General features: G+C 39.6%; 20 protein-coding genes. 10 read left to right on the plus strand and 10 right to left on the minus strand.

Going from position 1 to position 21,477, the window contains the following annotated elements:
• Window positions 1–25: 25 nt before the first annotated feature.
• On the plus strand, window positions 26–1,612 hold the full coding sequence (hpaB, locus tag CVP05_RS07470; RefSeq protein ID WP_100288946.1) for a 4-hydroxyphenylacetate 3-monooxygenase, oxygenase component: 1,587 nt from the start codon (window positions 26–28) through the stop codon (window positions 1,610–1,612).
• Between the two features lie 53 nt (window positions 1,613–1,665).
• Complete coding sequence (gene hpaC / locus CVP05_RS07475) at window positions 1,666–2,169, plus strand: 4-hydroxyphenylacetate 3-monooxygenase, reductase component (protein WP_100288947.1); 504 nt, start codon at window positions 1,666–1,668, stop codon at window positions 2,167–2,169.
• A 59-nt stretch (window positions 2,170–2,228) separates the two neighbouring features.
• Here the strand turns inward: hpaC and hemH are convergent, their stop codons facing one another.
• The 3 genes from hemH to ydiJ are packed head-to-tail and all read right to left on the minus strand — an operon-like array spanning window position 2,229 to window position 6,720.
• Complete coding sequence (hemH, locus tag CVP05_RS07480) at window positions 2,229–3,212, minus strand: ferrochelatase (RefSeq protein WP_100288948.1); 984 nt, start codon at window positions 3,210–3,212, stop codon at window positions 2,229–2,231.
• A gap of 1 nt (window position 3,213) precedes the next feature.
• Entirely contained in the window at window positions 3,214–3,633 is a 420-nt protein-coding gene (locus tag CVP05_RS07485; protein WP_100288949.1) for a hotdog fold thioesterase, read from the minus strand.
• Between the two features lie 9 nt (window positions 3,634–3,642).
• Window positions 3,643–6,720, minus strand: a complete 3,078-nt coding sequence (gene ydiJ, locus CVP05_RS07490; RefSeq protein WP_100288950.1) for a D-2-hydroxyglutarate dehydrogenase YdiJ — start codon at window positions 6,718–6,720, stop codon at window positions 3,643–3,645.
• Between the two features lie 481 nt (window positions 6,721–7,201).
• Between ydiJ and ompA the strand changes: the two genes are divergently transcribed.
• The gene (gene ompA, locus CVP05_RS07495) at window positions 7,202–8,248 is read left to right on the plus strand and encodes a porin OmpA (protein WP_100288951.1); all 1,047 of its coding nucleotides are present in this window, start codon (window positions 7,202–7,204) and stop codon (window positions 8,246–8,248) included.
• 112 nt (window positions 8,249–8,360) lie between these two features.
• Here ompA and CVP05_RS07500 read toward each other — a convergent pair whose 3' ends face one another.
• The 5 genes from CVP05_RS07500 to CVP05_RS07520 form a co-directional block, all read right to left on the minus strand.
• Entirely contained in the window at window positions 8,361–8,957 is a 597-nt protein-coding gene (locus CVP05_RS07500) for an anthranilate synthase component II (RefSeq protein ID WP_243389219.1), read from the minus strand.
• 2 nt (window positions 8,958–8,959) lie between these two features.
• Entirely contained in the window at window positions 8,960–9,520 is a 561-nt protein-coding gene (locus tag CVP05_RS07505) for an aminotransferase class IV family protein (protein WP_100288953.1), read from the minus strand.
• On the minus strand, window positions 9,520–10,464 hold the full coding sequence (locus CVP05_RS07510) for an aminodeoxychorismate synthase component I (RefSeq protein WP_100288954.1): 945 nt from the start codon (window positions 10,462–10,464) through the stop codon (window positions 9,520–9,522). Before CVP05_RS07510 ends, CVP05_RS07505 begins: the two co-directional genes overlap by 1 nt.
• Window positions 10,461–10,994 carry a methylated-DNA--[protein]-cysteine S-methyltransferase gene (locus CVP05_RS07515; protein WP_100288955.1) on the minus strand — a complete coding sequence of 178 codons (534 nt, stop codon included), beginning with the start codon at window positions 10,992–10,994 and terminating at the stop codon, window positions 10,461–10,463. Before CVP05_RS07515 ends, CVP05_RS07510 begins: the two co-directional genes overlap by 4 nt.
• A 183-nt stretch (window positions 10,995–11,177) precedes the next feature.
• The gene (locus tag CVP05_RS07520) at window positions 11,178–12,533 is read right to left on the minus strand and encodes an outer membrane protein transport protein (protein WP_100288956.1); all 1,356 of its coding nucleotides are present in this window, start codon (window positions 12,531–12,533) and stop codon (window positions 11,178–11,180) included.
• A gap of 260 nt (window positions 12,534–12,793) precedes the next feature.
• On the opposite strand from CVP05_RS07520, the gene CVP05_RS07525 reads away from it, so the two are divergent.
• Together CVP05_RS07525 and CVP05_RS07530 are read left to right on the plus strand one after the other, a co-directional pair.
• Window positions 12,794–13,084 (plus strand): YfcZ/YiiS family protein, encoded by a 291-nt coding sequence (locus CVP05_RS07525; RefSeq protein WP_100288957.1) that lies wholly within the window; start codon window positions 12,794–12,796, stop codon window positions 13,082–13,084.
• Window positions 13,085–13,214: 130 nt separating this feature from the next.
• Window positions 13,215–13,760 (plus strand): carboxymuconolactone decarboxylase family protein, encoded by a 546-nt coding sequence (locus CVP05_RS07530; RefSeq protein WP_100288958.1) that lies wholly within the window; start codon window positions 13,215–13,217, stop codon window positions 13,758–13,760.
• A gap of 71 nt (window positions 13,761–13,831) precedes the next feature.
• Here the strand turns inward: CVP05_RS07530 and lysS are convergent, their stop codons facing one another.
• Entirely contained in the window at window positions 13,832–15,337 is a 1,506-nt protein-coding gene (gene lysS / locus CVP05_RS07535) for a lysine--tRNA ligase (protein WP_100288959.1), read from the minus strand.
• 98 nt (window positions 15,338–15,435) lie between these two features.
• Window positions 15,436–16,534, minus strand: a protein-coding gene (prfB, locus tag CVP05_RS07540; RefSeq protein ID WP_100289089.1) for a peptide chain release factor 2 whose coding sequence is annotated in 2 segments (ribosomal slippage) — window positions 15,436–16,458 and window positions 16,460–16,534 — 1,098 coding nt in all. Because the reading frame shifts where the segments join, the coding sequence is not laid out codon by codon here.
• A gap of 254 nt (window positions 16,535–16,788) precedes the next feature.
• Between prfB and CVP05_RS07545 the strand changes: the two genes are divergently transcribed.
• Genes CVP05_RS07545 through CVP05_RS07565 form a run of 5 tightly spaced genes read left to right on the plus strand, consistent with a single transcriptional unit; the run spans window position 16,789 to window position 21,467 of the window.
• A complete protein-coding gene (locus CVP05_RS07545; protein ID WP_100288960.1) occupies window positions 16,789–17,622 on the plus strand; it encodes a formate/nitrite transporter family protein in 834 nt (277 codons plus the stop codon).
• A 13-nt stretch (window positions 17,623–17,635) separates the two neighbouring features.
• A complete protein-coding gene (dsbC, locus tag CVP05_RS07550) occupies window positions 17,636–18,316 on the plus strand; it encodes a bifunctional protein-disulfide isomerase/oxidoreductase DsbC (RefSeq protein WP_100289090.1) in 681 nt (226 codons plus the stop codon).
• Between the two features lie 60 nt (window positions 18,317–18,376).
• On the plus strand, window positions 18,377–20,095 hold the full coding sequence (gene recJ / locus CVP05_RS07555; protein ID WP_100288961.1) for a single-stranded-DNA-specific exonuclease RecJ: 1,719 nt from the start codon (window positions 18,377–18,379) through the stop codon (window positions 20,093–20,095).
• 5 nt (window positions 20,096–20,100) lie between these two features.
• A complete protein-coding gene (locus tag CVP05_RS07560) occupies window positions 20,101–20,778 on the plus strand; it encodes a thioredoxin domain-containing protein (protein WP_100288962.1) in 678 nt (225 codons plus the stop codon).
• Entirely contained in the window at window positions 20,775–21,467 is a 693-nt protein-coding gene (locus CVP05_RS07565; protein ID WP_100288963.1) for a 5'-methylthioadenosine/adenosylhomocysteine nucleosidase, read from the plus strand. The genes CVP05_RS07560 and CVP05_RS07565 overlap by 4 nt, the downstream gene beginning before the upstream one ends.
• Window positions 21,468–21,477 lie beyond the last annotated feature (10 nt).

Genomic DNA, 21,477 nt, shown 5'->3' on the forward strand with positions numbered 1-21,477 from the left:
AACGTAATTTTTTCAGAGGAGCAAAATGATGACCACAAAACATCAATTACCAGATGATTTTCGCAAAGAAAAAAACCGTCCATTTACAGGAGAAGAGTATTTAGCGAGCCTAAAAGATGGGCGAAAAGTTTATATTTATGGTGAGTTGGTTGAAGATGTGACGACACACCCCGCATTTCGTAATGCGGCAGCTTCCATTGCAAAACTCTATGATGCGTTACATGATCCTGCGACCAAAGATGAATTATGCTGGGAGACGGATACGGGAAACGGCGGCTATACGCATAAATTTTTCCGTTATGCACGTAATGCTGAGGAATTACAGGCGCAACGCGATGCGATTGCCGCGTGGTCAAGATATAGTTATGGCTGGATGGGAAGAACCCCTGATTACAAAGCAGCATTTGGCAGTTCATTGGGCGCAAATGCAGAATTTTATGGTAAATTTGCTGATAATGCGCGTAATTGGTATAAGCGTATTCAAGAATCTTGTTTATATTTCAATCATGCTATTGTGAATCCGCCTATTGATCGTAATAAGCCTATTGATGAAGTTAAAGATGTTTATGTTAAGGTAGAGGAAGAGCGCGAAGACGGTATTATTGTGAGCGGAGCAAAAGTGGTCGCCACGAATTCAGCTTTGACACATTATAATTTTATTGGTTTTGGATCGGCACAAATTATTGGAAATGATGATCAATTTGCCATGATGTTTATTGCTCCAATGGACGATGAGGGGGTGAAATTAATTTGTCGTCATTCTTACGAATTAGCTGCAGGGGCAACGGGTTCCCCGTTTGATTTTCCTTTATCTAGTCGCTTTGATGAAAATGATGCGATTTTGGTGTTAGATAAAGTGTTTATTCCTTGGGAAAACGTACTGATTTATCGTGATTTAGAACGTTGTCGCACATGGGCGCAATATGCGGGTTTTGCAGGATTATTTCCTATGCAGGCTTGTACACGTTTAGCGGTTAAGCTCGATTTTATCACGGGTTTATTACATAAAGCTTTACAATGTACAGGTGTGATTGAGTTTCGCGGAGTGGCGGCACAAATGGGCGAAGTGATGGCGTATCGTAATCTTTTTTGGACATTAACTGATGCGATGAGTGGCGCCTCTTATGAATGGAAAAACGGTTGTCAAATGCCAAGCCCACAAGCTATTCAAACTTATCGTGTCATGGCACCAATGGCATATCATACGATTAAGAAAATTGTGGAACAGACTGTGACGAGCGGCCTGATTTATTTACCCTCACACATTCGAGATTTTAATAATCCGGATATTGATCAGTACTTGGCTAAATATGTGCGTGGCTCAAATAATATTGAATATCGTGAGCGGATTAAAATTTTAAAATTGTTGTGGGACGCGATTGGGACAGAATTCGGTGGTCGCCATGAATTGTATGAAATCAATTATGCAGGTAGTCAAGAAGAAGTGCGTCTACAGGTTTTAGGGCAGTCTACAGGGAATGGCACGCTGAAACGCTGTTTTGATTTGGTCGAACGATGTTTGTCAGATTATGATGAAGAGGGCTGGAAAGTATCACATCTTAATAATTCTGATGATATTCGAATGTTAGGGAATTTAAATCGTTTTTCATAATAACAATATTGTGCGGTGAATATTGGCGTATTCACCGCCAAAACGGAGGCCATATGTTAAGTCCAGTCCAACAACAATTTCGCAATGCAATGTCTAAATTAGCGGCAGCAGTCAATATTATTACTACGGACGGTGAAGCAGGGAAGTGTGGGATTACCGCAACAGCAGTATGTTCAATCACAGACACACCGCCAACGCTAATGGTTTGTATTAATCAAAATAGTGAAATGAATGCTGTTTTTCAGCAAAATAAACGCTTGTGTGTCAATATATTAACATCGGAACAAGAAGAGTTGGCATGTCATTTTGCTGGCTTTAAGGGAAGCAGTATGGAAGAGCGTTTTGCGTGGGATATTTGGCAGCCTAATGAAGAACAATCTGCTGTACCTATGCTCAAGGAGGCATTGGCAAATTTAAAAGGCACAATAGTCGATATCCGTAATGTGGGAACTCATTCCTTGTTTTTGGTCGAGTTAGAACATATTGCAGTTGCAGAAGAGGGGCAAGGATTAGTCTATTTTAACCGTCATTTTCATCACATTGGGAGTACGCCATAAATGACAGAAACAGAGGTGGCGGAATGGTATGGACAGGCGCTTTCCTGTCCATCATGTTATCAGGCGGTTTGTTTTGGGAGGCTAAGTTTGGTTTTAATTAATTCTGCCATCATCTGAATATGGGCATCTTCAGCATTTAATGCAGGAATGTAGTGATAAGATTGTCCTCCTGCTTGAAGAAAAATATCACGGTTTTCTTCAGCAATTTCTTCTAACGTTTCCAAACAATCAGCGGCAAAACCAGGACAAATCACCGCGAGTTTTAAAATACCTTGTTGCGGATATTGGGCTAAGGTTTCATCGGTATAAGGTTGTAACCATGTTTCTTTGCCAAAACGAGATTGAAAACTCATGCCCCATTGGTTTTCCGTTAAGCCCAAATAATCGACTACTGCTAAAGTCGTTTGTTTGCAATGTTCTCGATAATAGTCGCCTAGATGTTCGTAACGTTCGGGAATTCCATGATAGGAAAATTGTAAAAACTCGTCAGATTTAAACCGCGCTTTTATGCTTTGAGCCAATGCGGAAATATAATTTGGATGAGTATGATAAGAATGAATAAATTCAAATGGTAATATTTTGCGTGTGGTTTTAAGTGCATGAGCAAAGGCATCAAATACAGAGGCAGTGGTGGTACTACTGTACTGCGGATACAACGGGAGTACAATAATTTTTTCTACATCAGAGTCTATTAATTTTTTCACCGCACTTTCCATAGAGGGATTACCATAGGTCATGGCAATTTCTACAACCATATTTAAATTTTCGTTATCGAAATAGGTTTGTAATGCCCGCTGTTGTTGTTTAGTGATTTGTAGCAATGGCGAACCTTCGGCCGTCCAAATACTTTGATAATTTTTTGCGACACGCTTGGCGCGCTTGGGCAAAATCATGGTTTTCAGTAGTGGAATCCATTTCCAGCGCGGCAGATCAATAACACGGGGATCCGTGAGGAATTGAGTTAAATAGCGATAAACGGCTGATGGTGTTGGCTCGTCTGGCGTGCCGAGATTAGCGAGTAAAATACCTATTTTGGCAGACATATTATTCTCCTGTGCGAATAACAGATAAGGTGAGACGGGCTACGCAGCATAATTTAGCGCGTTCATCGCGTATGTCGACTTGCCAAACCTGTAAGCTTTTGCCTAATCGAATTGGACAAGCTTTGGCATATACCTCACCGGATGTGACGGGACGTAAATGACTCGCATTGATTTCTGAACCGACAACAGCATAGCCTTCTTCTACGCAACAAAAGCCGGCTAAGGAGGCGACGGTTTCTGCTAAAGCTGCTGAGATACCGCCGTGTAAGTAACCCATAGGTTGTGTTGTGCGACAGTCAACAGGCATTTTGGCTTCTAACCAATCGTCCCCTTGCGCGCAAAACTCAATACCCAAATGGGCAATAGCACAATGTTCACAAAGTTGATTAAGCTGTGAGAGCGAGAATTGCTTTTTCCACATATGTTTGCCTTACCCATTATTGACAATTGATAATAATGCCTGAACAGGATGCTTAGGTTGCCAGTGTTCAAAACGTTTGACTTGGCTACGACAAGAATAACCTGTGGCGAGACAATATTCAGGATCTTTGTTAGCGAGCTTTTGGGCCCAAGAGAGGGAATAAATCTCTTTTGACATAGCAATATGTTTACGCTCATGCCCAAATGTACCCGCCATACCGCAACAACCAACGGATTCAGTGTTTAAGGTTTGATTAAAGGCAGTAAAAATTTGTTGCCATTCTTGTGGGCTGTTAGGCAGGGCTGTGCTTTCGGTGCAATGAGGGAATAAATACCATGTTTGTGGCGCAAAAGTGCGGTCAATTTTTTTCAAATTATCTGCTTGTAATTGCATTTTTAGCCATTCATGAGCGGTTAATACATGAAAATGTGTATATTGTGTATCCAATATTTGTTTATATTCATCACGATAGCTTAATACGATTGCAGGGTCTACGCCTACTAACGGTAAGTCTAATTTAGCCATACGGGTTAAGAATGCCGCTTGGTTTTTAGCAGTTTTGGCAAATTTGCGTAGAAAACCTTTTACATGCTGAGCTTTTCCGTTAGGTTTAAATGGTAATAGAACGGGCTTAAAGCCGAGTTTTTGAGTTAGCGCGACAAAATCAGCAACCACTTTGGCATCATAATAAGAGGTGAACGGATCTTGCACAATTAATAAAACATTTTGCTTTTCCACTGCACTGAGTTGTTCTAATTCCTCGAGTGATTTACCTTGATAATTAATTTCGACTAATTGCTGTTGCAAAGATGGCGTAGAGAGTAGAGGTAAATCGACCATACCGAGCATCTTTTCCGCGAGAGGCGCAATAAATTTCGCATGTGTTAAGCGGTTAAAAAGATCGGGTTTTTTGGCCATTAATGGTGCAACGTATTCGACATTTGCCACAACATAATCTTTTACCGGGCGCAAATAGCGTGAGTGGTAAAAATGAAAGAATTTTGCGCGGAAATTGGGTACGTCAATTTTTATCGGACACTGGCTCGCACAGGCTTTACAGGCTAAACATGTATCCATAGTGGCTTTCACTTCATGAGAAAAATCATATTCACCGCGCCATTTTTGTACACTATGACGAATTTTTTGTACTAGCTCAGTCAGCTTCACATTGGTTTGTCTGAAATCTAATTGTTCAGGCGAAATATTCTCATTTGCCATTAGACGTAACCATTCACGGATCATCGCAGCTCGACCTTTGGGCGAATACAAACGGTTTTTGCTTATTTTCATGCTTGGACACATGGCGCTGTGTACATCAAAATTAAAACATAAACCGTTACCATTACAGTTCATCGCGCCACTAAAATCTTCTTTCATACGTACTGGAATTTGGCGATCTAAATCTGCTCGCATAGGCGAGAGAATTGAATAGAGTGCTTGTTCTGAATCGAGTGGCGTACAAATTTTACCCGGATTTAAGCGATTTTGTGGGTCAAATAGGGTTTTGATATAGCGTAATTCTTGCCATAATTCAGGAGTAAAATAATGATCGCTGTATTGAGAGCGGACACCTTTGCCATGCTCTCCCCAAATTAAACCACCATATTTTAAGGTTAATTCCACGACTTGATCCGAAATCTGTTTGAACAATTTGACTTGCTCTGTATTACAAAGATCCAGTGCTGGGCGAACATGTAACACGCCAGCATCGACATGTCCAAACATACCATATTCTAACTGATATTTGTCTAACAAGGCGCGGAATTCAGCGATATAATCTGCTAAGGATTCCGGCGGTACACAAGTATCTTCAACAAAAGGAATAGGTTTAGCGCTGCCTTTGGCATTGCCGAGTAAACCCACCGCTTTTTTACGCATATTATAGATTCGTTCGATAGAAGATAAATCGGAACAAACTTGATAACCAATAATGCCATCTCGATTGGCTGTAATTTTTGTATCAAGTTGCTGACAAAGTTCGGCCACTTGTTTTTCAATTGTTGCTTGGTGTTGCCCTGCATATTCAACAATATTAATACCTAAAATGGGATTATCAGGTTCTTCAGTGAGTAATTCGCTTACGGAATGCCAAATGATGTCTTCTTTAGCGAGATTTAATACTTTAGAGTCAATGGTTTCGACGGATAGGGCATTTGCTTTAACCATAAATGGTGCATTGCGCAGTGCCGCATCAAAAGAATTGTATTTGATGTTAATTAATGTGCGATATTTAGGAATAGGCGTTAAGTCTAGCGTCGCTTCACAGATGAAGGCCAATGAACCTTCTGAGCCGGTTAAAATACGGGTTAGGTTAAACTCGCTCTCATCATGGTTAAAAACATTTTTTAAATCATAGCCGGTTAAGAAGCGATTCAGTTGGGGAAGCTCTGTTAGAATCTGAGAGCGTTTTTCCTTACAACGCTGAAATATTTCTTGGTGTAAATGTTTATTTTGAACACTGAGATTTTTCTCATCAAGTGCGGTTAAAAAATCTTGAGTTTTGACCGCACTTGTGTCCAAAATTTCACCATTGATTAAGACTGCTCGTAATCCAAGTACGTGATCAGATGTTTTGCCATATTGTAGGGATCCTTGTCCTGAGGCATCGGTGTTAATCATGCCGCCTAAAGTGGCACGGTTACTGGTAGATAACTCTGGAGAGAAAAATAAACCAAAGGGTTTAAGGAATTGGTTGAGTTGATCTTTGACGACACCGGCTTGCACGCGTACCCAGCGTTCTTCGACATTGAGTTCTAGGATTTGCATCATATGACGTGAGAGATCAACGATGATATTATCATTTAAAGATTGCCCATTTGTACCTGTTCCCCCTCCGCGCGGCGTAAATGTGAGGGACTGAAATTTAGCCTGTTGAGCCAATTTGGTAATTCGCACAACATCTGCAACCGATTTAGGAAATAAAATTGCTTGAGGCAAGAATTGATAAACGCTATTATCGGTTGCCAGTGTTAGACGATCAGCGTAGTGGGAAGCAATATCGCCTTCAAAATGTTGATCGCTTAATTGGTTAAGGTAATCCGCAACTAGTGGAGACAAATTCGGTACATTCGTTAAACGAGGTATCATACATTCACTCAAATATCAAAGTAATTAAAAAGAAGAAGTAGACAAAAAATAAGGTTGATTCTATCATAATCCCTTTTTTACACCAGTACTATTCGATTTACTCCCCTTTATTGGGGTTATGTAAAGATTTCGCGAGAAAATTCGTTTTAAAGTGAAGCATGTTGCATTTTTTCGCTTAATGTATACAAAAAATATCTAAAAAATTACAAAAATTGACTTAAAAAAATTGCTTTTCTATTTTGCTAGAGAGATAATATACCGACTTTTTGAAGTAATATGCTTTTGAGTGTTCACACTTAATTTAGGGGGCTCATTGCATTCAAAAGGAAAAGGGAGTACCCTTTATAAGCCTTAGAGGAGTAATAATAAAAGTTATTGTTTTATTATAACCATCTAAGATATATGAATACAATCCAATCAGTTGATTGTTTAATTTAACTGATAATTTTTAAGATGACTAAAATTTAAGAGGATCATCAAAATGAAAAAAACTGCAATCGCATTAGCCGTTGCCGGCTTAGCAGCAGCTTTAGTAGCACAAGCAGCACCACAAGCAAACACTTTTTATGTTGGTGCTAAAGCAGGTTGGGCATCTTTCCACGATGGTTTAGAGCAATTTGAACAGCCAGGTGTACAAGGTACATTACGTAACTCTGTAACTTACGGTGTATTTGGTGGTTATCAAATCACTGACAACTTCGCGGTTGAATTAGGTTACGATGATTTCGGTCGTGCGAAATTACGCAAAGATGGCCAAACAACTGTTAAGCACACTAACCATGGTGCACACTTAAGCTTAAAAGCAAGCTACCCAATCATTGAAGGTTTAGATGCTTACGCGCGTGTTGGTGCAGCATTAGTGCGTTCTGACTACAAAACTTATGAAGGCGCGCCTGTAGGTTTTGAGCGTGGTCACAGCTTACAAACTTCAGCAGTATTCGCTGGTGGTTTAGAGTATAACTTACCATCTTTACCAGAATTAGCATTACGTGTTGAATATCAATGGTTAAACAACGTAGGTAAAGTAGAAAACGCAGGTGGCAGCCGTTTTGACTATCGTCCAGATATCGGTTCTGTAACTGCTGGTTTATCTTACCGTTTCGGTCAAGGCCGTGTAGCTGCAGCTCCTGAAGTTGTAAGCAAAACTTTCTCATTTGATTCAGATGTATTATTTGCATTTGGTAAAGCAAACTTGAGAGACACTGCAGCAGCATCTTTAGACAACGTGTATGGCGAAATTTCTCGCTTAAATGCACCAGCTGTTGATGTTGCAGGTTATACAGACCGTATCGGTTCTGATTCTTACAACCAAAAATTATCACAAAAACGTGCTGAAACTGTAGCTAACTACTTAGTTTCTAAAGGTGTTGCTCCACAAACCATTACTGCAACTGGTTATGGTAAAGCAAACCCTGTAACTGGCAATACTTGTGATGCGGTTAAAGGTCGTCAAGCATTAATCGCTTGTTTAGCACCAGACCGTCGTGTTGAAGTTTCAATCAAAGGTTCACAAGCTGTAACTATGTAATAGTTATTGTCTGTTTGACACGAAAAATCCCAGCTATGCTGGGATTTTTTTTTGACTATAGTAAAGTGCTTTAAAGTTCGTAGCGAATAAAACAGGGGGTTATATCCCCCAATTATTGTGTTTGTGTATGACAAATATCTTCTTTTATCGCTAGCCAGTTTTTTATAATTTGCAGTCCATGTTCTGTCATAAAGGATTCAGGGTGAAACTGAATGCCATAGATAGGTAGGGTTTTGTGTTGCATAGCCATAATGATATTGTCTTTACAGCGTGCTGTGATGGTTAAGGAGGCGGGAAAGTCAGTGTCACTGACGGCCCAAGAATGGTATAACCCCACATTAATAGTGGCAGGTAAATGAGCAAATAAAGGAGAGGATTGGGTTATATTGGCCGGTATTTGCTGCCCATGACGGACTTTTCCTAAGTTGAATAAATGTCCTCCAAAAAATTCACATAACATTTGATGGCCTAGACAGATACCTAAAATAGATTTCTGTTGGTAATAATGTTGTAATATTGCTTGGGTTTGGGGATAGGTTTCAGGAATATCAGGGCCAGGCGAAAGAATGATATGGCTAAAATCGGCTACATTTTTAATATTAACATTTTCTACGGCTTGAACATGAAAGGACAAGTTCAGTTTACGCAGGAGATCCACTAAGTTGTAAGTAAAAGAATCGTGGTGATCGATTAATAATATTTGTTGCATTATCATAATCCATTTAAAGCATTAATAAGGCGAATTTCTTCAAATAATTCTAGATCTTGCTGTTTTATTGAACGTGTTTGAATACGAGATTGTGCGAGTAATTGCTGCCGTTGTGTACCATTAAGCAAAGGTGTGTTTGGTGTAAACCATTCTCCTTGACGTAGAAAAATTAAATTGCCGATGGAACAATCTGTAATATATCCCTGCTTGATAATCATGATTTCGTCACATTGTCCACGCTGTGTAAACAGCTGATTAAGCAAAGTGCGATCTGTGAATTTTAGATGATATTGAATATGATCACATTGCACGGGTTGAAAGGTACGAATTATTCTTCGCTGGTAAGGAAAAAATTGTACTTTTTGTGTATGAGCATTGTAATCAATTCGACAACGAATTTCACCTTTTGCTGGAATCTGGAAATTGGCTAAAAGTGCGGTTAAATTCACCGCCGTTTTTTGTCCATAATATTTGTCTAAACTGTGTATATAACGTTTTTGATGCCAGTCGATATTTTGTATTTGCCCATTGATAATTGCTAGGGTTTCAAATAGTGGATACATTATGCTGTCCTTTGGGTAAGTGGCACATAAACTTTTTGTTGGAGTTCTTGATACTCATCGGCACATTGGCTTTGTGCTGTAATACCTCCTCCGCTACGAAATTGTAAACCATTTGGTGTTTGTTCTATATAACGAATTGCAACTGCACTATATAAGTTTTCACCATCAAAAAGGCCAAATACGCCAGTATAATAGCCCCTCATTTGAGGTTCTACGGTTTGAATAATGTTTATTGTGCGTAATTTGGGCGCACCGCTAATAGAACCGGCAGGTAGCATTTTTTGTAATAGCTCAAGGGGATTTTGACGCCAATTATCGGGCAATGTTCCACAAATTTCTGAGCTGGTTTGTAGAATAGCGCCTCGCTCGGTCTCAATACGTTCTAGATAACGGAATCGAGTCACTTGAATATTTTCGGCTATTAGCGCTAAATCATTTCGCATTAAGTCGACAATAGTATGATGTTCCCATAGTTCTTTTGAAGAATTTATCAGTTGTTGAGCGGCATTAGGTAGAGTAGCATCAATTGTCCCTTTCATGGGATAGGCATAAACGGTATTCCCCTGCATTTTGATAAAGCATTCTGGCGAAAAACAAACAAATTCATTTTGTAACCATAATTTATAAGGCGCCTGAGTAGAGTGAAAAAGTTGTTCTAAGCTATAGTTACAATCAATCGCTGTCGGAGCCGTGAGATTAAGTAAGTAGGTATTTCCCTTTTGCAATTCTTGTTGTACTCGTTCAAAGCTGTATTGGTATTGAACAGGATCGTATGGTGTTTTATTTAGCTGAAATTCTGGCAATGTCATATTGTCAGGCACTTTCAAATTGGTTTGCCCTAAAATATGGAAAAACACACCGCACTTTGCAGCTTGCTCAAGGGGTAAAATAAGTGGCTTTTGTTGCTCAAAGTCAATTAAAAAGAAGAACGGTGCTGCTATCATGAACAATACTTTTTGAGTAGTTTGGGCTTGACAAATTCTATACCTTTGTCGACATAGTTGATTTTTTCTAAATTAAGTAAGAAACGTTTTGCCGGCAATCCGCCACCAAAACCAGTGAGCTCTCGATTTTTGCCTAATATACGATGGCAGGGAATGAGGATACTAATGGGATTGCTTCCTACCGCACCACCAACAGCACGCACAGCTTGAGGTTTATTGATTAATTGAGCAAGTTCGCCATAAGTTAATGTTTGACCATAAGGAATTTGCGTTAATGCTTGCCAAATTTTTTGTTGAAACTCTGTGCCTTTGGGCGCGAGAGGAATGGTAGAAAAATCTACGACTTGACCCGAAAAATAACGTTCTAATTCTATTTTAAGGCGCTGAAAAAGTGGCCGATCATTATGTTCAACCCATTTAGGATTTGGTGTACCTTGTTCTTTTTCAAAATCCAAATTAGTTAAATAGCCTTCTTGTTCGAGCATAAGTAAATGTCCAACAGGCGAAGAATAATAAGTATAATAAATCATGGGACTCCAAGTTATCAGGTTAGTAATTGGCCATGCTGATAATGTATTGTAGCAGAGAAAATATAATAGATTTGAGGAATGATCAACTTATTTTATTTTTTATAATGAGAGCGAATATAAAAATATTTAAGAGAGGAAAGCGGATTTTGCGGGTAGTTTTAAGCTACCCGCGAATTTTAGAAATTAGAAACGATAGTTTAGATTTAAGCCGTAAAGATTTGCACTTGATTTAGAGCTATAATCTGCTTGTAATACAACACCGTTTGCAAGGGTTTCGGTTTCCACAAATTGTGTTTTGCTGCCACGAATATGGGTGTAACCAAAATCAGCTGAGAAATTTGGTGTAAATTTATAGGTTAGACCAACGCTATACCATGTACGATCTGTATCTGGGATTGAAGCACTTTTGTGTTGGCCGGCAGCTGTTTCATCATAAGCAATACCTGCACGCACAGTTAATGCATCATTTACATCATAGGTCGCACCTAATGCTAAACGTTGATTGTTTTTAAATTCTTCTTTCTTATATAAGGCATCACAAGTTTGTCCAGAGCTGACATAAGTACCACATAGCTCTTTAAAGCGGTTCCAAGTGGTGTATTTGTAGCTGTAGTGCATTGCAAACTTATCAGTCATTTTATGATAACCAGAAAACTCCCAATATGCAGGCAAGTTTAAGGTTAATTCGCCCGTTGCGCCTAATGGATTTCTTGGACTAACTGCTGAGTTGTCTTTGAAATCAATGTTAATATGAGAGTGATAGGCTAAACCAACACGGTTATTTTCATTGAAGTTATAGGTAACACCCGCGTTCCAGCCAAAACCCCATGCATCATCTTCTAAATGTGTAATTACGCTAGAAGAATTTAAATTTGGCGCTAGGCCTGCAGCAGCACGTTGTAAGTTAAGTAATGGGCTAACAACACCTGCAGTACGTTCTACTTTAGCTTTAGCATAAACAGCATTTAAACCTAAACCAATGCTCCAACCTTCAGAAATTTTATAGGCACCACTTAAATTAAGATTTAACGCAGTTAAATCGGTTGTACCACCAAATAGGCCCGCATTGTAGTCAGCATCGAATTCACTTTTCATACCGAAGTTGACATTCATACCACCACCTACAGCAAAGCGATCGTCAATAGGGTGGATATAATATAAGTTTGGTACGAACGCTCCAGGTACAACGCTGTTGACATTGGCTGAGCCTGATGTTGAGCCAAATTGATTTGCCATTGCGATTGTGCCTGCGGCTAGTGGTGTTGAGCCGGTTAATTGAACATCACCATTTAAACGGATTTTAGAATCTACATAAACACCACCGATGCTAAACTCAGGGCGTTTAAATTGAGTCATTAACGCAGGGTTCGTTGCAACAACAGCTGCATTGTCAGCAATTGCTGCTTCACCAGCATAAGCGCGACCTAAGCCTGAGGTAGAGACTTCAGCAAGTTGGAAAGCTGCCGCTGAAGCGCCACTTGTTACAGAAATGAGAGCAGAAGCTAAAAGTGTTTTTGTTAATAAATTGGTTTTTGTCATATGAGTTGACCTTCACTAAAATTCAAAAGAAACGCTCGTAAGGTACGGAGCAATAAATAAAAATTATGATAATAGCAGCGAAATTTTAAATAAGAGTGTAGTGTCGTGCAAATTGATTTCGGTTATTTTGATGGTGTTCAGACCAGTGGAGAGTTTGATTTAAATCAATGAAGCATGGAATATCTCTTGGATTTCGCCAAAGTGCGGTTTATTTTGTTAGAATAATTGTAATTTTTCAACAATCTTGATAAGGATAGTGTATGAGCGATTTAAAGTGTAAAGCAGAAGAAGCAAAAGTGTGTTGTTGTGTTGATGTCGGCACGGTGATTGATAATACTGATTGTAGCGTTGATTTTGAACAAATTTATGCTAGCGAGGCACAAGCAAAAGAAGCGTTAGCCTATTTAACGGAAAAGGCAAAAGAGGCCGAAAGCGAGCCGTGTGAGATTTATAGTGAAATTAAGCCGGTGACAGATGGATATGTATTAAAAGCCGTTTTTTCGTTTTGTTGTCAGGCGGAGACGATGATTTTTCAGCTGTCGACTCGATAAACTTTATGTATGTTTTGGGGATTTATAGAATGTTTGGTTATATCAAATAGCATTTGACTCTTTGCCTTTTAATATTAAATTCATTTATGATGAATTCAATAATTTTGATGATAACTAAAGGAAGTGTTTTATGTCCCAATTTCAAATTCATACGATTGAATCAGCACCTGAAGAGGCGAAAGAGTCACTCAAAGCTGTGCAGCAAACCAATGGCTTTATCCCTAATTTAATTGGTGTATTAGCGAATGCCCCTACAGCATTAGAAACTTACCGTACAGTGGGTGCGATTAATGGGCGTAATAGTTTAACAGCGGAAGAACGCGAGGTTGTACAGATTACGGCGGCAGTCGTAAATGGTTGTGGTTTTTGTGTGGCAGGCCATACAAAGATTGCACTAAAATTACTGAAGATGCCACAGCAAGTAGTCGATGCTATTCGTGCGACGGGGCGCATTGAAGATAATGCCAAATTGGACACTTTAGCGCGTTTTACATTAGCCGTAATATTACAAAAAGCGAAATTAACGCCTGCGCAATTAGAGGAGTTTTTCAAGGCTGGATATAACCAGCAAAATGCGATAGATGTTATTTTAGGGGTAAGTTTGGCGACTTTGTGTAATTATGTGAATAATATTGCGGAGACACCGATTAATCCTGAATTACAAGCATTTGCTTAATCTCAGTAATAAAAAAACAGTGGCCACATGAGAATATGTCTTATTGTGGCCACTGTTTTTATTTTTCTATATTAAGATTTATGTTTCATCGCTGGGAATAAAATCACATCACGAATTGAGGCTGCATTGGCAAATAGCATAGCAAGACGGTCGATGCCCAAACCTTCTCCTGCGGTTGGAGGCAAGCCATGTTCAAGTGCAACCACGAAATCGTCATCTTTAAACATCGCTTCATCATCACCAGCCTCTTTCGCTGCAACTTGCGCATCAAAACGCGCTGCTTGATCTTCCGCATCATTTAATTCCGAGAATCCGTTACCAATTTCACGTCCACCAATAAATAATTCAAAACGATCTGTTACTTCAGGGTTTTCATCATTACGACGTGCTAATGGCGAGATTTCTGCAGGGTGCGCCATTAAGAAAGTTGGCTGAATTAAATGATGTTCAGCGACTTCTTCAAAAATTGCATTTACCACAGAACCTAGTCCCCAAGATTTTTGGATTTCGATACCGCACTTTTTCGCTAATGCACAGGCTTTATCAAAATCGTGCAACTCTTCCATAGTAATGTTGTTACCGTATTTTACAATGGCGTCATGCATTGTAATTCGTTCAAATGGTTTGCCAAAATCAAACTCATATTCGCCGTATGGTACGATGGTGGTACCGAGAATATCTAAAGCTAATTTACGCAATAATTCTTCAGTATTATCCATTAAATCGTGATAATCCGCATAGGCTTGGTAGTATTCAATCATGGTAAATTCAGGGTTATGACGAACAGATACGCCCTCGTTACGGAAATTCCGGTTAAGTTCAAATACGCGCTCAAAACCACCGACAACTAAACGTTTTAAATAAAGCTCAGGTGCGATACGTAAGTACATATCAATATCTAAGGCGTTATGATGGGTTACAAAAGGACGCGCTGCAGCACCACCAGGGATAACTTGTAACATTGGGGTTTCCACTTCAATAAAGCCTTTAGAAATAAAGTATTCACGCATACCTGCAATCACTTTCGAGCGAATGACAAAGGTGCGGCGAGAATCCTCATTGGCAATTAAATCTAAATAACGTTGGCGGTAGCGGGTTTCCATATCGCTTAAACCATGGAATTTATCAGGTAATGGGCGTAGTGCTTTAGTCAGTAATTGAACCTCGTGCGCTTTCACGGTCAATTCGTTGGTTTTGGTTTTGAATAATGTGCCTTTAACCCCAACAATATCGCCCAAATCCCATTGGCCGACGTCTTCTTTATAAACACCTTCTGGTAAATTATCACGAGCGATATAAAGTTGAATACGTCCGCTCATATCTTGTAAAGTCACGAACGTTGCTTTCCCCATAATACGACGGGTCATAATACGACCAGCGACAGCGACTTCAATAGCTTGTTCTTTAAGTGATTCGGCCTCTTGAGCATCATAATCATCGTGTAAATCTTGGGCTAAGGCATTGCGACGAAAAGTGTTAGGAAAGGCATTGCCTTTAGCGCGTAGTGCAGCCAATTTTTCGCGTCGTACCAGCATTTCGCCGTTAAAGTCTAATTCTTGAGATTGTTGTTCTGACATTTTGGTTTACCTTGTTAATTTTATTGTAGAGATACCTTATAAGGTCTCTTTTCACTATTCAAATGGTATAAGAGGGCAGGGAAAACCCGCCCCACTCGTTATAATCCCGCTTTCAAACTCGCTTCAATAAAGCGATCTAAGTCACCGTCTAATACAGCTTGAGTATTGCGGTTTTCTACACCGGTACGTAGATCCTTAATACGCGCATCATCTAATACGTAAGAACGGATTTGGCTTCCCCAGCCAATATCGGATTTACTTTCTTCCATAGCTTGTTTTTCGGCATTCTTTTTCGCCATTTCCAATTCATACAGTTTGGCTTTTAGTTGTTTCATTGCCTGATCTTTGTTTTGGTGCTGTGAACGACCGTTTTGACATTGCACCACAATGCCGCTTGGCACATGGGTAATTCGTACCGCACTTTCGGTTTTATTGACGTGCTGACCACCGGCCCCTGACGCGCGGTAGACATCAATCCGCAAATCAGCTGGGTTAATTTCGATATCAATATCATCATCAATTTCAGGATAAACAAACGCTGCAGCAAAGGAAGTATGGCGACGATTATTGGAGTCGAATGGGCTTTTTCGCACTAAGCGGTGAATACCTGTTTCCGTCCGTAGCCAACCAAAAGCATACTCGCCACTGACTTTAATGGTTGCAGATTTTAAACCTGCAACATCGCCGTCAGATACTTCAATTAATTCTGTTTTAAAGCCTTTACTTTCAGCCCAGCGTAAATACATACGGAGTAGCATTTCAGTCCAGTCTTGGGCTTCTGTACCGCCTGAGCCTGCTTGTAAGTCCACATAGCAATCAGCGCCATCATGAGGGCCACTAAACATACGGCGGAATTCCAATAAGGCGAGTTTTTGTTCTAATTCATCAAGTTCGGCAACCGCTTCATTGAATGTTTCTTCATCTTCAGCTTCGACAGCGAGTTCAAGTAAACCTTCTACGTCCTCCAAACCTTGATCTAAACTACGGATCGTTTCCACAACGGCTTCTAGAGCAGAACGTTCCTTACCTAAAGCTTGTGCTTTTTCAGGATCATTCCAAACATCAGGTTGTTCTAATTCTGCATTAACTTCTTCTAAACGCTCTACTTTGACCTCAAAGTCAAAGATACCCCCGAAGTACATGGGTACGCGCTGTTAAATCGGCAATTTTATTTTTGACAGGATTAACTTCAAACATCATCGTATTTTAAGTGATTTATTTCTAACTTATAAAGTTGTAGATTATAAGCTATTTTCTCGCATTATGGTAGGGTCATCAACGTGATTCAGTGTACGGAAATGGACAAAATCACGCGCATCACTAATGATAAAACAGGAACATAAATGAAAACTAGGCATAGTTTATTATGTTATGATATATTGCGCAGGTTTTAAGTTTTGTTTAAAACTCTTTAACTTTAAATAATATATTGAATATTTTAGGAAAGCGTTATGAAATCAGAATTAGATACCAGTAATTTATCACGTCGTGACAAAATGGCGATTGAAGAACATGAGCGCCTAAGCCCTCGTTTACTTTATGAAATTATCCGTCAAGACGGGATTGAAGAGCTGACACGCCCTACTAAAGCATTAGTATTTTCAGGCATTACCGCAGGGCTTGTTGTGACATTTTCGTTTATTTTTAAAGCAATTTTCACCGCGTACATGCCAGATGAGCCTTGGGCTCCACTTATTTCGAATATGGGGTATACCGTTGGCTTTTTATTGGTGATTTTAGGGCGTATGCAGCTGTTTACCGAAAATACGATTACGACAGTTGTGCCGTTGTTTAGCCCCCTTAGCATGAAAAAAATTGTCGCGGTGGCACGTTTGTGGTTTATTGTGTTAGTTTCAAATTTGATCGGAACCACATTAGCCGCGCTGTTTTTACAAAATAGCCATGTATTAAATCCGAATTTTTTCGAAGCATTAAATGATATTGCACATCATGTAAAAGGATTTTCTGTTAGTGATAATATTTGGAAAGGCATTCCTGCCGGTATTTTGATAGCCTCAATTGTGTGGATGATGCCAACGGTAAATAGCGGGAAATTTTTAATGATCTTTTTCTTTATTTACTTAATTGCATTAGGTGATTTTGCGCATGTTGTAGTAGGATCAGCAGAAATGGCATATTTGGTTTTTCGTGGTGAAGCAAGTTTGTATGATTATTTTATTACATTCTTACTACCAACAGGGCTGGGAAATATTTTAGGTGGCACTGTGGTTTTCACGATGATGATCTATGGCCAAGTGAATGATGAAATTGGTAAAAATAATTAATTGGAATGAAAAAATGAAAAAATTTTTGACCGCACTTTTAATACTAAGCTCAGCAACAGTTTGGGCAAATGAGACAATTACGAGTAAATTAAAAGGATTAGGTGTTGAAGAAATCGAAATAAAAAGCTCACCAATCAAGGGATTAAAAACTGTCATAACAGAACAGGGAGTTTTATATGTCACTGATGATGGAAAATATGTTTTACAAGGTTCGCTTTATGAGTTAACAGAAAAAGGTCCTGTAGATATTGGAAGTCAGTTTTTATTTGAGAAATTAAATAGTTATCAGAAAGAGATGATTATTTATCCGGCAAAAAATGAAAAACATGTAGTGACGGTATTTATGGATATTACGTGTCATTATTGTAATTTGTTGCATAAACAAATTAAGGATTATAATGATTTAGGTATTACTGTTCGTTATTTAGCGTTTCCTCGTGGTGGTATGAATACACAAACGGCTAGACAAATGGAAGCCATTTGGACAGAAAAAGATCCCGCATTTGCGTTAAATGAGGCAGAAAAAGGCAATATGCCAAAAAACCTAAAAACGCCAAATATCGTGAAAAAACATTATGATTTAGGCGTGCAATATGGTGTGCGCGGTACACCGAGTATTGTGACTGAAACAGGTGAAATGATTGGAGGTTATTTAGAACCAAAACAATTGTTAGCCGCCTTAGAAGAAAAATAACTCAGAACACAGGGCGATAGTCGCCCTGTATTTTATTAGTCCGTCCAGTATAACATTTCCATGAACAAAATTATTCAGCGTCGCGCGATTCCTGATAGCCAGCAGGTCTGCGAAGATACTTTGCTCGATCGCATATATCGTGCTCGCCAAATTAAAGAGTCACAACAATTAGACCATACTTTGCAAGCTATGTTAGCGCCAAATCTGTTTTCAGGCATGGACATGGCTGTTGATTTACTCGTTATGGCTCGTCAACAGCAACAGAAAATAGTCATTGTGGGCGATTTTGATGCAGATGGCGCGACAAGTACCGCGTTAACTGTGTTGGCTTTGCGCCAATTGGGATTTACTGATGTAGATTATTTAGTCCCGAATCGGTTTGAGCAAGGGTATGGATTGAGTGTGGCTGTCGCGGAGATGGCGTTAGAGAAAGGCGTAGAATTGCTAGTCACAGTTGATAATGGCGTTTCATCATTGGAGGGCGTCAGTTATTTGAGAGAGAAAGGGGTTAAGGTGTTAATCACTGATCACCACTTACCGCCAGAGACTTTGCCGAATGCTGATGCGATTATTAATCCAAATTTGCCCCAATGTGGTTTTCCATCTAAAAATTTGGCTGGCGTGGGCGTGGCATTTTATGTGATGCTGGCTTTGCGTGCGGCATTGCGACAATTGGGTGTGTTTGATGTGAAAACCCAACCGGATTTTAGGCATTTACTTGATCTTGTGGCCTTAGGTACTGTTGCAGATGTAGTGCCTTTAGATCAAAATAATCGTATATTAGTCCATCAAGGGTTGATGCGTATGCAGGCGCAACTTTGTCGTCCAGGTATTCGGGCATTAACGGAAGTCGCCAATCGAGAATTGAGTCAGTTGACGACCGCTGATCTTGGTTTTTCTCTTGCCCCTCGTTTGAATGCGGCTGGGCGTTTGGACAATATGTCTGTCGGGGTGGAGCTATTATTGGCGGATAACATGGAAACCGCTCGTGCGTTAGCGTTAGATTTAGACAGTTTGAATCAAACTCGCAAAGAAATTGAACAAGGCATGAAATTAGAAGCCTTAGAAATTTGCCGAAATTTAACCGCACTTAAACAGACATTGCCTTTTGGGATCGTGTTATATCAAGCTGACTGGCATCAGGGAGTACTGGGCATTTTAGCTTCTCGGATTAAAGATCAATTTCATCGGCCTGTGATTGCGTTCGCCCAAGATAGTGAAGGGATATTGAAAGGTTCAGCACGTTCTATCGAGGGGTTGCATATGCGTGATGCATTGGAACGTATTCATCAACATAATCCACAAATTATGTTAAAATTTGGTGGGCATGCAATGGCTGCAGGATTGAGCATTTATGCGGAACATTTATCACAATTTCAGACATTATTTAATCAAATTGTGACAGAATGGCTTGATGAAGATCGCTTAAAAGGCGTGATTTGGACTGATGGCGAATTATCTAGCCATGAGCTTAATTTGACAAATGCAGAAAAAATTAGGCAAGCGGGACCATGGGGGCAAGCATTTCCTGAGCCTTGCTTTGATGGTGAGTTTCGTATTTTACAGCAGCGCTTAGTCGGTGAGCGGCATTTAAAAATGATGGTTGAACCGAAACAGGGTGGACCTTTGCTTGATGCGATCGCGTTTAATATTGATACGCGCTATTATCCAGATCCGTCTATTAAAGTGGCTAAACTTGCTTATCAATTAGATGTAAACGAGTATCGTGGAAATCGAACTGTGCAACTATTGGTTGATTATATCGAACCGACATTGTAGGGATCATGCGTAAATTTTGTCTTTTCATTTTATTATTGTGTACTTTCTCTGTTCAAGGCGAAACCTTGATAGCGCAAAATTTTGAGAAAAATATACCGCACTTTGAGGACGGTGTTGATTATTTCTCATATCGGGTTCCAATTAATATTGAGAACCGCAAGGATAAAAAAATTATTATTCAATCCTTTTTTGCCTATGATTGTCGTATTTGTTCGCAAGCACAAGATGTACTGAGTTTATATGCACAGATTCACCCTCATACAATCTATCTTGAGAAACACCCGGTTGCGACTGAGGAGGCAAAATATTCAGCTAATGTGTATTTTAGTTTACAGGCCCTTGATCGGGACGATTTAGCGGATCTACTTTTGTTTGAGGCGGAAAAAGATACGCATAGTACCTTATTAAATTTGACAAACTTATTGCAATGGGGCGCTAGAAACGGCATTCCCGATCAGCAGTTTTTAGAGTTTTTACAATCAGAGCAAGTAGCAAAGAAAACGGAAGAAGCGATTTATTTAACTGATAAATATGGCGTATTCACGATTCCTTTTGTGGTGATTGATGGTAAATATGTGCTAACGCAAAGCACTTTATATAATGATGATTATGCTTTTGCTGTTTTGGATTTTCTAGTGGATAGAGTAGAGCAAGAGCGTATGATGAGCGGAGAAAATAAATGAAAGTTGGTATCATTGGCGCAATGGCGCAAGAAGTCGAGATTTTACGTGATTTAATGGCAGCTTGCCGAACTACACATATAGCAAATTGTACGCTTTATGAAGGGCAAATTGAAGGCGTTGAGGTGGCCTTAGTACAATCAGGTATTGGTAAGGTAGCCGCGTCAGTGGGGACGACTTTATTATTACAGTTAACAAAGCCTGATGTGGTGATCAATACGGGGTCTGCTGGTGGCGTTGCTGCTGGGTTAAAAATTGGGGACATTGTTATTTCTACCGCAACAACCTATCATGATGCAGATGTTACCGCATTTGGTTATAAAATGGGCCAATTACCGGCTTGTCCTGAGGTTTTTTTGTCAGATAAGGCATTAGTTGATTTAGCTGAAAGTGTTGTTAAAAAGCAAGGAAAGCCAGCTCAGCGAGGTTTAATTTGCTCAGGAGATGCTTTTATTCATGGTGGCGAGACATTAGCAAAAATTAAACAGAATTTTCCCGATGTGACGGCCGTAGAAATGGAGGCTGCTGCAATTGCTCAAGTATGTTATTTATTTAATGTGCCATTTGTGGTTGTTCGAGCGATTTCGGATGCCGGTGATGGTAATGCAAGTATGTCTTTTGAAGAGTTTTTACCCATTGCTGCAAGGGCTTCATCAGAAATGGTGATAGCAATGCTGAAGACTTTTAAGTAGGTGTAAGTAT

The organism is Conservatibacter flavescens (assembly GCF_002795425.1).
GTDB lineage: Bacteria > Pseudomonadota > Gammaproteobacteria > Enterobacterales > Pasteurellaceae > Conservatibacter > Conservatibacter flavescens.

What these genes read in the sequence shown, in the direction of transcription:
- hpaB (WP_100288946.1), top strand. Translation starts at nt 26, where the DNA reads ATGATGACCACAAAACATCAATTACCAGATGATTTTCGCAAAGAAAAA.
- hpaC (WP_100288947.1), top strand. Translation starts at nt 1,666, where the DNA reads ATGTTAAGTCCAGTCCAACAACAATTTCGCAATGCAATGTCTAAATTA.
- hemH (WP_100288948.1), bottom strand. Translation starts at nt 3,212, where the DNA reads ATGTCTGCCAAAATAGGTATTTTACTCGCTAATCTCGGCACGCCAGAC.
- CVP05_RS07485 (WP_100288949.1), bottom strand. Translation starts at nt 3,633, where the DNA reads ATGTGGAAAAAGCAATTCTCGCTCTCACAGCTTAATCAACTTTGTGAA.
- ydiJ (WP_100288950.1), bottom strand. Translation starts at nt 6,720, where the DNA reads ATGATACCTCGTTTAACGAATGTACCGAATTTGTCTCCACTAGTTGCG.
- ompA (WP_100288951.1), top strand. Translation starts at nt 7,202, where the DNA reads ATGAAAAAAACTGCAATCGCATTAGCCGTTGCCGGCTTAGCAGCAGCT.
- CVP05_RS07500 (WP_243389219.1), bottom strand. Translation starts at nt 8,957, where the DNA reads ATGCAACAAATATTATTAATCGATCACCACGATTCTTTTACTTACAAC.
- CVP05_RS07505 (WP_100288953.1), bottom strand. Translation starts at nt 9,520, where the DNA reads ATGTATCCACTATTTGAAACCCTAGCAATTATCAATGGGCAAATACAA.
- CVP05_RS07510 (WP_100288954.1), bottom strand. Translation starts at nt 10,464, where the DNA reads ATGATAGCAGCACCGTTCTTCTTTTTAATTGACTTTGAGCAACAAAAG.
- CVP05_RS07515 (WP_100288955.1), bottom strand. Translation starts at nt 10,994, where the DNA reads ATGATTTATTATACTTATTATTCTTCGCCTGTTGGACATTTACTTATG.
- CVP05_RS07520 (WP_100288956.1), bottom strand. Translation starts at nt 12,533, where the DNA reads ATGACAAAAACCAATTTATTAACAAAAACACTTTTAGCTTCTGCTCTC.
- CVP05_RS07525 (WP_100288957.1), top strand. Translation starts at nt 12,794, where the DNA reads ATGAGCGATTTAAAGTGTAAAGCAGAAGAAGCAAAAGTGTGTTGTTGT.
- CVP05_RS07530 (WP_100288958.1), top strand. Translation starts at nt 13,215, where the DNA reads ATGTCCCAATTTCAAATTCATACGATTGAATCAGCACCTGAAGAGGCG.
- lysS (WP_100288959.1), bottom strand. Translation starts at nt 15,337, where the DNA reads ATGTCAGAACAACAATCTCAAGAATTAGACTTTAACGGCGAAATGCTG.
- CVP05_RS07545 (WP_100288960.1), top strand. Translation starts at nt 16,789, where the DNA reads ATGAAATCAGAATTAGATACCAGTAATTTATCACGTCGTGACAAAATG.
- dsbC (WP_100289090.1), top strand. Translation starts at nt 17,636, where the DNA reads ATGAAAAAATTTTTGACCGCACTTTTAATACTAAGCTCAGCAACAGTT.
- recJ (WP_100288961.1), top strand. Translation starts at nt 18,377, where the DNA reads ATGAACAAAATTATTCAGCGTCGCGCGATTCCTGATAGCCAGCAGGTC.
- CVP05_RS07560 (WP_100288962.1), top strand. Translation starts at nt 20,101, where the DNA reads ATGCGTAAATTTTGTCTTTTCATTTTATTATTGTGTACTTTCTCTGTT.
- CVP05_RS07565 (WP_100288963.1), top strand. Translation starts at nt 20,775, where the DNA reads ATGAAAGTTGGTATCATTGGCGCAATGGCGCAAGAAGTCGAGATTTTA.